This window comes from Novipirellula sp. (genome assembly GCF_041583735.1).
Lineage (GTDB): Bacteria > Planctomycetota > Planctomycetia > Pirellulales > Pirellulaceae > Novipirellula.
The window spans coordinates 1-12,852 of sequence record NZ_JBFHFD010000219.1 but is presented as its reverse complement, the minus strand read 5'-3'; the positions used below and the strand labels follow the sequence as shown (position 1 = coordinate 12,852).

The 12,852-nt window shown below is 53.6% G+C and carries 9 protein-coding genes and 1 pseudogene; 5 read left to right on the top strand and 5 right to left on the bottom strand.

Going from position 1 to position 12,852, the window contains the following annotated elements; all coding sequences use genetic code 11:
- Positions 1 to 397 (bottom strand): annotated as a pseudogene (locus tag ABX962_RS17070) (hypothetical protein); the annotation flags it as partial.
- Positions 398 to 802: 405 nt separating this feature from the next.
- Here ABX962_RS17070 and ABX962_RS17065 point away from each other — a divergent pair.
- Positions 803 to 988 (top strand): hypothetical protein, encoded by a 186-nt coding sequence (locus tag ABX962_RS17065; RefSeq protein ID WP_372721245.1) that lies wholly within the window; start codon positions 803 to 805, stop codon positions 986 to 988.
- A 285-nt stretch (positions 989 to 1,273) separates the two neighbouring features.
- Here ABX962_RS17065 and ABX962_RS17060 read toward each other — a convergent pair whose 3' ends face one another.
- The 3 genes from ABX962_RS17060 to ABX962_RS17050 all read right to left on the bottom strand — a co-directional run bounded on the left by ABX962_RS17060 (position 1,274) and on the right by ABX962_RS17050 (position 6,152).
- Positions 1,274 to 2,479 carry a DUF1559 domain-containing protein gene (locus tag ABX962_RS17060; RefSeq protein WP_372721244.1) on the bottom strand — a complete coding sequence of 402 codons (1,206 nt, stop codon included), beginning with the start codon at positions 2,477 to 2,479 and terminating at the stop codon, positions 1,274 to 1,276.
- A 295-nt stretch (positions 2,480 to 2,774) separates the two neighbouring features.
- Positions 2,775 to 5,675: an FG-GAP-like repeat-containing protein gene (locus tag ABX962_RS17055; RefSeq protein WP_372721243.1), complete on the bottom strand. Its 2,901-nt coding sequence runs from the start codon at positions 5,673 to 5,675 to the stop codon at positions 2,775 to 2,777.
- A gap of 315 nt (positions 5,676 to 5,990) precedes the next feature.
- The gene (locus tag ABX962_RS17050) at positions 5,991 to 6,152 is read right to left on the bottom strand and encodes a hypothetical protein (protein ID WP_372721242.1); all 162 of its coding nucleotides are present in this window, start codon (positions 6,150 to 6,152) and stop codon (positions 5,991 to 5,993) included.
- A 4-nt stretch (positions 6,153 to 6,156) separates the two neighbouring features.
- Here ABX962_RS17050 and ABX962_RS17045 point away from each other — a divergent pair, with 4 nt between their 5' ends.
- The 4 genes from ABX962_RS17045 to ABX962_RS17030 are packed head-to-tail and all read left to right on the top strand — an operon-like array spanning position 6,157 to position 11,502.
- Positions 6,157 to 6,528 carry a hypothetical protein gene (locus ABX962_RS17045; protein ID WP_372721241.1) on the top strand — a complete coding sequence of 124 codons (372 nt, stop codon included), beginning with the start codon at positions 6,157 to 6,159 and terminating at the stop codon, positions 6,526 to 6,528.
- Complete coding sequence (locus ABX962_RS17040; protein ID WP_372721240.1) at positions 6,525 to 8,936, top strand: hypothetical protein; 2,412 nt, start codon at positions 6,525 to 6,527, stop codon at positions 8,934 to 8,936. The genes ABX962_RS17045 and ABX962_RS17040 overlap by 4 nt, the downstream gene beginning before the upstream one ends.
- Positions 8,933 to 9,901 (top strand): ATP-binding cassette domain-containing protein, encoded by a 969-nt coding sequence (locus ABX962_RS17035; RefSeq protein WP_372721239.1) that lies wholly within the window; start codon positions 8,933 to 8,935, stop codon positions 9,899 to 9,901. Before ABX962_RS17040 ends, ABX962_RS17035 begins: the two co-directional genes overlap by 4 nt.
- 50 nt (positions 9,902 to 9,951) lie before the next feature.
- Positions 9,952 to 11,502, top strand: a complete 1,551-nt coding sequence (locus tag ABX962_RS17030) for an ABC transporter permease (protein WP_372721238.1) — start codon at positions 9,952 to 9,954, stop codon at positions 11,500 to 11,502.
- Between the two features lie 65 nt (positions 11,503 to 11,567).
- Here the strand turns inward: ABX962_RS17030 and ABX962_RS17025 are convergent.
- Positions 11,568 to 12,852: arylsulfatase (locus ABX962_RS17025; protein WP_372721237.1), on the bottom strand; the 1,285-nt coding region annotated here is incomplete at its 5' end.

Sequence of the window (12,852 nt, the reverse complement as noted above, 5' to 3'; positions counted from 1 at the left end):
ACGATTCAATCGCGCAGCGAACGACAAAGTCATGCTTCGCGTCGGCGGTCAACCATGCTGTTTTCTGCGAAGGATCGAAGTCAGCATTTTGTGAATACTCAAACTGAACGTGACCTTCGGCTCCAGGAACATCGCCGTTTTCGTCAAGCGTCGGCCCTGGCACGCTCGTCAACCGCGTTTGCAGCAGCACCGAGGTCGCGGTCACTTCGCCCGCGAATTCACCTTGTGCATGAAACGCTGCCGACTGAGCAACGACATACGGTGGAATTCCTAACGACGATAAAAACAGTGCCGCGGCAACTAAATGGGTTCGGTACAACATTGCGACGATGAACATGTAGGAGTGAAGATGATTGAGTCCGATAACAATTGAGCCCCAACAATTGGTGCCGCTCAATAGATTAGTCGAATCGTGTTCCAAATACGAATCCGGGTTCCGCCCGATTAGCCCGACTAAACATCCAGCAGCCCATAATGACGAACAAGCATCAAAAACACCATTGCCGTTGGCTGACGGCGGGTCGCTCGAACTGAATAACGCTATACGCTTCCACCAGAGCCGAATGACGTGTCAACATCGAACACGAGGATGGCCTCCAGTGCAAGCTACAAGGTTTTTCTGGCAGCGACAAACTCAGCAAACGAGCATCCTGAAACTGTGATGCAAGAGTTAGGTGGGACTAGTCAACCAAGCAATTTTGTTTTTTCCGTGCGTGCTAGGATCGAGAGGACGAAACCATTAAAATGAGCCAGACTGTTGAATTAATGACCAAAATTTTCACATGAAGATAAGGAACGACAAATGAAGCGTTTGCTAAGTTTAATGATTCTGTTTGCGGGATTTACGATGATTGCCGTTCCAGGATGTGGATCAGGCGGCACCAACACGAGCGTGACGGAGGACGCCGACGCGCAGGCAATCGCAGATTACGAAGCAGCGATTAAAGCGGAAGAGGATGCGATGAAAGGCAACGCTCCAGGAAAGTGATTTTCGATTTTTGCTAACGACTCCACGCTGCTGATCAACATGACTAAGGCCATTCGTTGCAATGCAACGAATGGCTTTTTTCTGCGGCGAACTCGCAGTGGCCCCTCTAGACACTGCCGTAACATGCAACTTCGTATGACAGATAGGATTTCTATTTGCACCAACGTCGTTGATTCAGAGCGTTCTGCTAATTGACCTGCTGTAAGCTAATTAACAGCGCATAAAAAAAGACCTCGGATCCAGTCGATCCGAGGCCTCACATTAATCTTAGAAAGCTAGAGCAGCTTAGAAATCGCCATCCAGGACTTCTTTACCAGCACGCGTACCCAAAGCACCCCACAAGCCGTACGGGCTCTTGGCACCTGGGACATTGAGATTGCCAGCAGTCCCACCTCTATGCACCATTGGATTTCGCGAATTGCCTGCTTCGATCGAATCGGTAATGAATTTCACCGCTCCGTCACCCATTAACACATGCACACCCCCTTGGTGACGACTGGACATCGTACTAATCGCGGTATTCCCGGTGTTGTTGACACCACAAACCTCGCGGTTCGGCGGCAGGATCGTGTGACACCCAGAATAATGCGGCAAGAAATCGGCCCAACGATAACCTCGCCCATTGGTAGAACCGTTGATCGGCGCCGAGGCAAGCCAAAAGCGAGGGCGCTCGGGGTCAATTAATGGATTGTCTTGACAGTACGAAGGATTATCACGTTGATTATTCACTGCGTTACCGTTATCCGTCAGGATAGTGCGATTGTCTCGGTCACCCAAGTCGGTCGCAATTTCGCCCGCCATAATCGTATTGGCCAATCCATCAAGAACATCGCGGAACTTACTCGCTGCACGGGGTACGAATACACCACGATCCGCAGCCCGAGAATCTTCGGCAAGTCCTTGTGTCTTCGGATACGGTACAGGCGAGTTGTTTCGAACCTCCAAAACACCCTGCTGCGAATTCACCATCGAATCGCCGAGACAGGCTGCGTAATTGGTACGGCCTGCGGATGGCAGTCCGACACCTGGATCGCTTGGACAGCGGAGCGAAGCAAGCGTGGTCGCCCATGGCGGGTAGGCAATCCTCTCAGGAGTTGGTCCCATCGCGTAGTAATCAATGCTGCCGTTCTTATCGACGTCCATCGGGTTACTGATCTGCTCCCACATCGCCTGTTGTTCAACGAAAGGTGTCAAACCAACGAAAATGCTGAGTCGGTGATTACTTGATGTCGTGGATCCATTCCACCACCATTCCGGTGCAGCAGGCGCCGTACCGCTACCGTGAATCGGCAACTGATCGTACGCACTGTGATAGTTGTGAATTCCAAGCCCAATCTGCTTGAAGTTGTTACTGCAACTCATTCGTCGCGCAGCTTCTCGTGCTGCCTGAACTGCCGGCAGCAGCAATCCCACCAACACCCCAATGATGGCTATGACGACTAGCAGTTCCACCAAAGTGAAACCGCGTCGCGCAATCCCTGATCTGCTCATCTCAAAATACCTCAAAATGCTAAAAGGAAAGATAACGGTTTGAATCCGCATCTAGATGTGTTGGCGAAGTAACATACCACATTAAAATTGCGACAACTAAATAGTGTGGCAGAATACGCCCTCATAGCAAATATACAGGGACAGAACACGCTGTCAATTTTCCAGCCACGTTCGAGCCCACAATTGGCAAGGAAACTCAATTCAAACCTAGACACCCCAACCATCCCAGCCTCTATGTCACCCGGCTTACCCACAACAAGTCCTTAAGGTGATCATATTTTGAACAATCCTAAGTCTATTGACATGGCAACATGAACGCTGCATCTCCTTGAACGACTAGCCACTCGCTATCGATTGACAGCGGTTTTGTTGCCTGCGTCGAACCATCAGGCCATTCAATGGTCACCACTGCCTCTGCATTAGCGTCAGCGAGTCCAAACCGGATCACCCGTTCGTTGCTGCATAAATATCCGTCACCTGAAGTCAGTACTTTTCGCCACGATTGATTACCTTGCCGCAACGTAATGACCGCACCAATGGCATCGCGAGCACAATGACGGCCGACAAGCCGAACGGCAATCCAGTGGTGCTTGGTAGCGGTGCGGTTGACGAGCAGTGCGACAGGTTCAGTCTGATGCGTGACCACCAGATCACAGCGTCCGTCGCGGTTGGCATCAATTGTCCATAAGGCGCGTCCTGCGTGCAGCTTGCCAAGGTATTCGTCCGCCGCAAAATCCGTGAACTGTTCAAAGCCCGCAGTAGGCGTTCGGTGAAAAATCTGCATCGGTTGGTAGTACTCGGAGCGTTGACCATCTCTTTCGGGAAAAAAGTCGACATGCCCATTGGTCACAGCCAACTCCAACACTCCATCATTGTCGAAATCAACGGCTTCGGTCCCAAACCCAACCATTGGCAATGCCGTGGTCGCAAGCTGTTGCTGTGCCGTCCTGTCTTGCCAGATCCCCGCTTCACGTTGCTCATAATACGTGTTGTATTCATGTTCAAAATTGGTCACGTAAAAATCGATGTCGCCATCTGCGTCAAGGTCCTCCGTTGCAATCCCCATCGATCCTTGTGGAAGCGAGCGGTCATCACACGCTAACCCACGCAACATAGCAGATTCTTCGAACTCGACTTTTTCACCTGGAGACCGGCTCCAATAGTGATTATTGCTCATATCGTTGACGATCATCGCATCGATTCCGTTGTCGGCATCCAATGATCCGACGGTGACCCCGAGTCCCCGCCCCAACAAGCTCGGCTTGATTCCCCAGTCCTCGCTCACGTCAACCAATCTTCCGCTTTGCGTCCCGAGCATAAAGACATCTGCTTCACCGGCGAACGCGAGAGGGGAACAAGCACGCGATTGTCCGGTGGCTTCGCTAGAGCACTCGTGGGTCACTGCAGTGAACCCGGCGCAATAGTTGACGACAATCAAATCCGACAATCCATCGCCATTTAGATCTGCGATCGCGCCGCTCGAGGACCACTGCGAGACCTGATTTCCCAAAACTCGTTCACTGACGTCTGCAAACGTTCCATCCCCTTGGTTGACGAGCAGGCGATTTTCGCCGTAGTTCAACACTAACAAATCGGGAAATCCGTCCTCATTCACATCCCCAACAGCAACGCCCTGGCCGAAACCGGTGTCCCCGGTCCCCGATGTTTCTGTGGCGTCGACAAAGTTTCCAGCAATATTCCGCATCAGTGCGTTGGCCTCGGAGTCTCGTTGTGGAGGGGTGCCACCGGCAGCGCTGAGATAGAGGTCGGTCCAGCCATCGAGATCAAAGTCGATCGAACCGCCGCCACAACCCAACGTGGCATAGAACATGATTCCCGGCTGGTCGAGAAGGTCGGCCGTTTTTCCGAAAAATTTTAGTCCTCGCTGCGTCGCTTCGTTCCGCAGGTCAGGTTGGACCGATGCCACAGTGATCCGTCGCGGTGGCGTTGCTTTGACAGTCGCCAATCTGCCAAACGCTGGCAGCGGCAAATCCGACAAATCAAGCCGCAGTTCGGCGTGTTCGCTCGATGTTTGCCAAGGAGTATCCCGGTTCAATCGGGCAATTAATGATTCTCGCAGTGTCCCAATGCGAGTTGATTTGTGATCGGGAAGCGTCATCGCCATTGCGGCCCAGGCTTCGGCTTCCCACACACGTCCAAGATCCCGTAGCGATTCGACGATCTCGATGATAATGACGATTGATTGGCTGCCCGAGTTAACAAAGCGATCCTTTTGCTGGCGAAAACGACTCAACAAACTCGCTCGCCGCTCGAGATCCGGCAACGAGATATCGGTCAAATCAGAATCCCTGATCTGCAACAAGTTGAGCGTTGCGCTGAGCTTGGACCAAATCTGAACGACGTCTGGATTTCGCTGAGTCGCCTGCCAATAGGCGGCAGCCGCCTCGGACGTCTTCCCCTGATAGCGAGCCCAATCGCCAAGCAACATCCAGTATCCCCACATCGATTCGTAATCACCGGCAAGCTCATCGGACCAGCTATCAAGTTGGTCAAATTGCCCCGAATCGACAAGCGAGCGTCCCAGCAGTATCTGGGCAGGCAGAAATTGGGGATGCGACTGCACGATCGGCCGCAACGTCTCGACCGCCTGGGATGACATCCCGAGATCAAATTGTTTTCTCGCCTCTCCGATCAAAGGACGATTGTCAGCAGGGTTGCGCTGCATCAACACATTGAGCGCGACGGTATCGAGAGTCCGTTTCTCGTAATTACTGAGCAATAGCAGCAGATCAAAGTCAAACTTTCGCTGCCGAACGAGTTCTCGGCCATGCTCGATCGCAGCATCACGATCTTCAATGACGATCAAAAAATCGAATAGCAAACGACGCGACTGATGTTGCTGAGGATGTCTTGCGACCACTTCCTCCAACATCTCCAATGCCTCAAACAGTTGTCCGACCGAAATCAACGCGATTGTCGCCTGTTGGACTAAATCGGGGTTTTGGAAATCATCCGCCCGATTTGCATCGACCAGCAGGTGGGCTGCGACGTCACCTTGCTTGTTCTCGAACGCAACCCGTGCGACCTTGGCAAGCACATCGGGATCGCCCTGATGAGCGATCAAGACCTCGTCGGACCACTGCCACGCTTGCTCCCATCGCCCCAAACGAATTGCCGCATCCATTGCCTGTAACGGCGTCTGAGGCTCATCCACCAGGGGTGGCGTCGAGTTCATCTCTGCCCCGCCACAGCCCGTTAGTAGAAGGATAAACCCAAACAGATATCTCGCCCCGATTGGCGTACGGCTCAGAGCAACCACAGGAATCATTCCGCCAACTCAGGTGCTAGGTTCTTCGTCCGCAACCAAGCGTTGCGTCTAAGGAGGGATAAAAACGAACTGAGGCCCGGCGTTGCGACTGGCAACACTTTTTGCAAACGACCGGGCCAATCAAGTCTAGTCCGTAGCACACCGGCTGCCAACACACGCGAGGGACAGGCAGAGTTCTCAGGCACCAGCGAACTGCCGAGTTCGTGATCACTGGTGAACTGCTCAGGCAACACTGGCCAACTGCTGAGGCATCGGTACAAAGTGCCCAAAAACGTCACCGGCCAAACCAGCCACAGGGGGGCTCGCAGACGTTACACTGATTTCCTGCGTCCCGTTGCGGGATTCGATCCCAATCGCGTCACCGTTGCTCTTCTCGGTAGCCATCACAATGTCTCAAGATCCGTCGCCGCAAGATCCATCGATCCCGGGTGCTGCAGATGAACCGCTGCGTGAGCGGTTGTTTCCGCAGCTGTCGCTTAAATTCCTGCTAAAACTAACAGCCGTTTGCGCCGCGATGATGTGGGCGTTTCGCGCTGGCGCGATGGACAATCTATTCTGGGCGAAGTGTCTTAGCGTGGTTTTGATGACGGCGATGGCATGTTTTTTTGCCTACGCCGTCATGTTTTGCATCGCTTATTTTCTAGCCGGAGTCAGCGGCGCAATCCTCGAACCGTTTCACCAGAACCGGCCGCTACCGCCCAGCCCTGGCTCCGCTTCGCTCCCCTCTCAAACGTCGATCCCCACAAAGGATAACGCGTGAACCCGCTCACTCGCCTTTCGCTGCTGGTCGCTATCACCTTGATGACGATGCCGGGCAGCGAACTTTATGCCCAGTCCGACCCTAATGCGCATTCATTGGCAACGCTGCCTGCGAACCCCCGCAAGGCTGGCTTTTCGATGACCGTCCACATGTCAAAAGTGGCCGGCAATGGCTATCAACCGATCTACCTGAGCTTCGCCAGCCCGCTGGGAAGCTTTGCTACGGATCGGACCTTTGACGTCACCTTGTTGGCGATGCCGGGCAGCGAACTTTATGCCCAGTCCGACCCCAACGCGCATTCATTGGCAACGCTGCCTGCAAATTTTCGCAAGGCTGGCTTTTCGATGACCGTTCATATGTCAAAAGTGGCTGGCAACGGCTATCAACCGATCTACCTGAGCTTCGCCAGTCCGCTGGGAAGCTTTGCTACAGACCGGACCTTTGACGTCACCTTGTCGCCCCATGGGAATTCGATAAGCGATGTCGACTTTAGCTACCGATTTCGCTGTCAGGTCAAACAAAAGACAACGCTCGCACGTTTTGTCGTTTATGTCCCCTACTATGTCCCCTGGGAAACGATCTTTATCGAAGTCCGAGACGACGGACGGACCGTGGACGGTGGCAAACAAATCGCATTCGTTAATCAATTGACGGTTCGTCATGCGGATCAAAAGACGACGATTGGCATCATTCACCCGACACAGAAACAACTCCCCGCATCGGGGCTGCCTGCGTTTCCAGACATCCGCACACTGATCACAGTGCTGGGGGAGGGGCCGATCGACGAGGCCGCGGACGTGCCGCGACTTTCCCACGCCGAATCGCTGCGACGCGTCGCCCAGGTCCAACCGGCATGGGTTCAATTCCGCAATATTGCCCCCGATTCGATGCATTCCTCGTGGTTGGGTTATTCACAACTCGATGTCATTTTGATTCACGGGCCCACACTCGAAATGTTGGCCAGCAGTGGGCCGCAAGATCGATTTGACGCCCTGCGTGATTGGATTGCGGCCGGCGGGAACCTGTGGATCTATGATGCCGGCGGTCTTGCGTTGCCGTTTGCGAATCTAACACCGGTCACTGTGGGACAAGTCGTGTCGCCCGCTAGAGTCAAAGGCAGACTAAAACTGCAAGACATCAATGACACCACGGACCTCGAGTACGAATCGTGGTCCGGCATCAGCAAAGGGTCCAGCAATTGGCAGTGGCAACAGAACAATAACACGCTGTCATCACGCCAAACCATTTTTGAAAAACTGGTCAAAGCCAACCATCCGATCGCCCAGGATGTTCCTGCCAAATCATTGGCGTTGACGATCAAGACCACTTCGTTGGGTCGAGGCACGGTCACCTCGATTGACGACGTCGACCCATTCCCTGGATCGTTTCAGTTGTGGCAGACCGTCGCCGATCTGCATGGAAAAAACCAACTGCAGTGGGTCGAGCGAAACGGGATTGATGTCCGCTATGGCAACGATCACTACTGGAGCTGGTTGATCGAAGCGGTCGGCGGTCCCCCGGTGAAACTGTTTTTTCTGATCAACACCCTTTTTATCGTCTTGGTGGGGCCGCTTAGCTATCGTTTTTTCCGTAAAAACCAGCGGTTGTATTTGCTGCTCTTCTCTGCTCCCGCGCTTGCACTGCTGGTCACCACCGGTTTGTTTATTTCGGCAATTCTCGCAGATGGTTTGGGCACTCGATTGCGAGCCCGACAAATCACATGGCAAGACGCTCAGTCGGGTTATTTGGTCCACAACGACCGGCTGACCTATTTTTCGGCGATGGGGAAAAGTAGCGGACTGCAATTCGCGGACGACACTGCCCTGTTTCCCGTACTGAATAAACCAGCGGAAAACCGATATTACGGCGGTGGTCGCAGCGGGACAGCCGCTTGCCAAATCGAAGTCGGCGATGATTACCAGCAATTCACTGGTCAATTCCTGCCCTCACGATCTCAAGTCCAATACCTCCGTCTTGAACCGCAGAAAGCCAAGCCGCTGGTCACGTTTTCAAAAACCAGCAACGGTTTAACTGTGACCAACCACTCTGACCGACCGCTGTATCAAGTTGTCGCCAGCGATAACCAACAGCAACAATGGACCACGCAAACCGTCGCCCCTGGAAAATCAGTTCCGATGAGTTTATTACAAAGTGGTTCCGCTGCAGCGGAGCTTGGCGTTTCGCCCATGGCGTTAGCGAGTTTGGTTCCCCGACTTCGCCGCGCTTATTACAGTCGCGGCAGCACGGGATCGCAAGTTTCCTCCATCGACCAAACCCTGAACGGATGGCTTAGCCGGCTTCCGGCCAATCAATTTATCGCAACGACCGCATTGAGAGCCGATTCGCTTGGAATCGATGACGTCGAGATCGAAGATAGCGTTCATGTCATTATGGGAGCGGTGCAATGATCGCGACGACTTATAACGCAACATCGTATGCAGGACCAATGATCGAACTGAATTCGTTGTGCCGCACGTTTGGGACGACCCATGCCGTCGACAATGTTTCGTTCGCGGTCCCCAAGGGCAGCGTGTTTGGCTACATCGGTCCCAACGGGGCGGGCAAAACGACCAGCATGCGAATCTTATCGACGCTGGAACTGCCGACCTCAGGCGAAGCGTATATCGAAGGCCTCTCTAGCGTCAACGATCCCGATCGTGTGCGTGGCCGATTGGGGTTCATGCCCGATGGTTTTGGAACCTATAGCGACACGAACTGTATCGAGTACCTCGATTTTTTTGCCCGCTCGTACGGCTTGGTCGGTCGCGAGCGAACTCGGCGTTTGCGGTGGGTGATCGACTTTACTGGTCTGCGTCCGTTGGCGACCAAGCCGATGCGAGGGCTGAGTAAGGGGATGCGTCAACGATTGTGTCTGGGACGTGCTCTGATTCACGATCCTCCGGTTCTCGTGCTTGACGAACCCGCCGCGGGGCTGGACCCGCGAGCGAGAATCGAGCTACGTCAAATCATTCGTTCGCTCGCTGCGGAGGGCAAAACGATCTTGATTAGCAGCCATATCTTGACCGAACTTGCCGAGATGTGCGACCGCGTGGGGATCATCGAGCGCGGACGATTGTTGGCAACCGGCACCGTCGGAGAAATCCGCCGCACGTTGCAACCGCATCGCGAGATTCTGGTTCGCGTGGCGTCAGACGCGGCACGTGCAGCCGAACTGATTTCCCAACACACGCAAACCAAAGATGTGAAGGTGATCGATTCGATCATTCGATTTTCGATCGACGATGGTGACGCACCGCAAATCGAGATACTGCGGCTCCTTTGTGACGCTCGCGTCGATGTGCTTGAGTACTCACCGTGCGACCACTCACTCGAGGACGTTTTCTTGCAAGTCACCAAGGGGCATGTGCAATGAGTGATTCTGCATCAGTAAAAATGCCACTTGAACTTCACCGCGACCCTATCATGTCAGAACCCGACGAGGAACATCCTCTGCTACGCGACACGGACCGTCCGGGGTGGTGGGGATGGATCGACAAACTCAGCGAGCAGGTCTCGCGTCATTTAAATCCAATCTTAATCAAAGAAGCACGTCAATCGCTGAAGAGTCGGCAATTTGCCGTGACCTTCTTTCTGCTGCTGATCACGTCGTGGTTCTGGATGATTATCGGGGTCGTCACGCTTGCACCGGATATCTATTTTGTCCCCTCGGGGGCCGAGTTGATGTCCGGCTACTACTTTTTGCTTGCCATTCCAATGATTGCGATGGTGCCACTTGCCGCCCACCGATCGCTGGCCGCCGAACTTGACGAAGGCACCTACGAACTGTTGGCGATCACGAAGCTGACGTCGATGCGAATCGTGACGGGTAAACTCGGCAGTGCGGTCTTGCAAATGCTGGTCTACTTTGCCGCGCTCGTTCCCTGCTTTGCGTTTTGCTACCTGCTGCGGGGTATCGACATGGTGATGATTGGCACCACGATCATGTTGGTATTCGGCATTTCGATTCTATTGACCACATTTGGATTACTATTGGCCACCGTCGTCCAGAATCGCGCGGGTCAAATCTTCACGCTGCTTGTCCTGCTCGGCGTGATTGTGTTTTGCGAATTCTTTTGTGGTCTCTTTGTTCTCGAAGTCATCATGCGGCAGCAGATTTTCTGGAACGGCGAGGGCGTCGTGTTCACGCTGCTGTTTTCAGCGGTGACAGTTTCTTGCATGGTAATGTTTGTGCGTGCCGCCGCAGCACGGATTGCTCCGATTACCGAGAACCGATCGACACGTTTGCGATGGATCATGTTCGCGCAACAATTGATTTGGATTGCCAGCATCGCGACGCTCGCCCTGTGGTATTCAGAAGAAGAAGTCCTTCAGTTTGGGATCATGATCCAAGGCGGTTACTGGTTATTGATGGGCACGCTGATGCTGGGCGAATCCTCCGAGCTGAGCCCACGTGTTTTACGCACGCTGCCACAAACCACTTTTGGACGGATGATGATGTTGTGGTTTAGTCCCGGACCGGGTACCGGGTTCATGTTTGCCATCACCACAGGTTGTGCAGGCATGATGTCGCTTGGGATGGTAGCGGTGTTGTTCGGCATCAACAACGCATTCGAACCGCTCACCTTTGCTTTTTTGATGATGGGTTATTTGACGATGTTCCTTGGCGGCAGCCGCTTAATTGTGCTGCCAATCGCATGGCGAATCGGGAATACATTTGCGATTCCTTGTTGCGTTACGGCGGCACTGTTGGCGCTCGGTGTGATTGCACCATCGGTTTTCATGGCGATCACGACAGGCGGCCCCTCACAACAATACGGACTGCAAGAATTTACGAATTGGATATGGACAATTGATCGATCGTTTAGCCGCAGCTCCAGCATCGAAGCGGTGGCGTTCATTTCCTTCCTGTCCGGTGGCACGGTCTTCGTCGTGAACCTGTTTTTACTGATTCGCGAATTCACCTATCGCCGCGTCGCAATCCCCGTCCGTGTGATCGCCGACTCCGAAAAATGACAAGCGAAACAGGCTAACGCCCTCTACGCATTTCCGCTTCGGCGGTTACCTGCGATTCCCCAATGTTATCGGCTTGGGGCACTGCGGCCACTCGCGAGCGATTCCTCCAATAGTGAACTTAATGCTTCGACAATCTCGGGATGCGAAGCGGATAAATTCCGCGTCTCGCCTGGATCGGCTTCCAAATCAAAAAGTTGCCCTGGAGCGTCGGGAGCGGTGTCTGGCAACTGGTACTCTTTGAGCTGGAAATGCGAGTCATAGTTGTTTCCTCCCGATCCCTTGTGTGCTAAATACTTCCATCGTCCTCGCCGGATCGCCAAGTATTTACGACCGCCAAACCCTTGCTGCAACAGATACGGACGAATGGGATCCTGAGGGGCAGCAGCCAACATCACCGGCAGCATGCTGAAGCTGTCTTCGGCCGCATCGTTGGGCAGCGGCGTGTCGACAATCTCGGCAATCGTCGCCATCACGTCGGTAAGCGAAGTGAGTTCCGAAGACGTTGTCCCGGCAGGCACTTTGCCCGGCCAGCGGACAAGAAACGGAACACGATGGCCGCCTTCCCAGTTATCACGTTTCACCCCTCGCCACGGACGTGCTCCGTCGTGACCGTGATCGTGCCGCATGTGATAAACCGTGGGGACTTCGGGACCATTGTCACTCGTAAAAATGACCAACGTATTGTCATCGAGATTCAGACGCTTGAGCGTCTTCATCAACTCGCCGACAACATAGTCCAACTCGAAAATGAAATCGCCGTGCGGCCCAGAATCGGTTTTGCCTTTGAACGCGTTGCCAGGAAAGGAGGGCAAGTGAACCGCTTGTGTGCTATGCAGCAAAAAGAACGGCTTGTCGGGTGTTTCCGCGACATGCTTGTCAAGAAATTCCTGACTCTTTTTCAGAAAGACCATGTCGACTTCTTCGAGATCAAAGTCCGGTGCAACCATCCCTCGACGGTTATCGTTGGCATAAGGGTGTTTCGGTAGTGTGGACTGATCGAGCTGTTTGACAGGCGGATTGGGAATTTGTTTTCCATCGATAAAAGCGTACAACCAATCAGTCGTGGGACAGCATGCGGTACCATAGAAATGATCGAACCCACAATCCACGGGTCCGCCATCGATAGGACGCGAATAATCAATTCGCTTGACCGCTTCAAGATTTCCGTGATGGATCGGTTGCCCCTGCTGATCGTAAAACGTTAACCCAATGTGCCACTTGCCAATGCATGCGGTGCGGTAGCCTTGATCCCGCAGCATCGATGGTAACGTCATTCGCCCTGGAGCGATCAACGATGGCCCGCCTGCACCTGAAAACACGCGGCCGCCGTTGGGAATTCGAAACGCCATT

Coding starts and splice junctions, on each gene's coding strand:
- ABX962_RS17060 (WP_372721244.1), bottom strand. CDS start 2,479: ATGAGCAGATCAGGGATTGCGCGACGCGGTTTCACTTTGGTGGAACTG.
- ABX962_RS17065 (WP_372721245.1), top strand. CDS start 803: ATGAAGCGTTTGCTAAGTTTAATGATTCTGTTTGCGGGATTTACGATG.
- ABX962_RS17045 (WP_372721241.1), top strand. CDS start 6,157: ATGTCTCAAGATCCGTCGCCGCAAGATCCATCGATCCCGGGTGCTGCA.
- ABX962_RS17035 (WP_372721239.1), top strand. CDS start 8,933: ATGATCGCGACGACTTATAACGCAACATCGTATGCAGGACCAATGATC.
- ABX962_RS17055 (WP_372721243.1), bottom strand. CDS start 5,675: ATGAACTCGACGCCACCCCTGGTGGATGAGCCTCAGACGCCGTTACAG.
- ABX962_RS17030 (WP_372721238.1), top strand. CDS start 9,952: ATGTCAGAACCCGACGAGGAACATCCTCTGCTACGCGACACGGACCGT.
- ABX962_RS17050 (WP_372721242.1), bottom strand. CDS start 6,152: ATGGCTACCGAGAAGAGCAACGGTGACGCGATTGGGATCGAATCCCGC.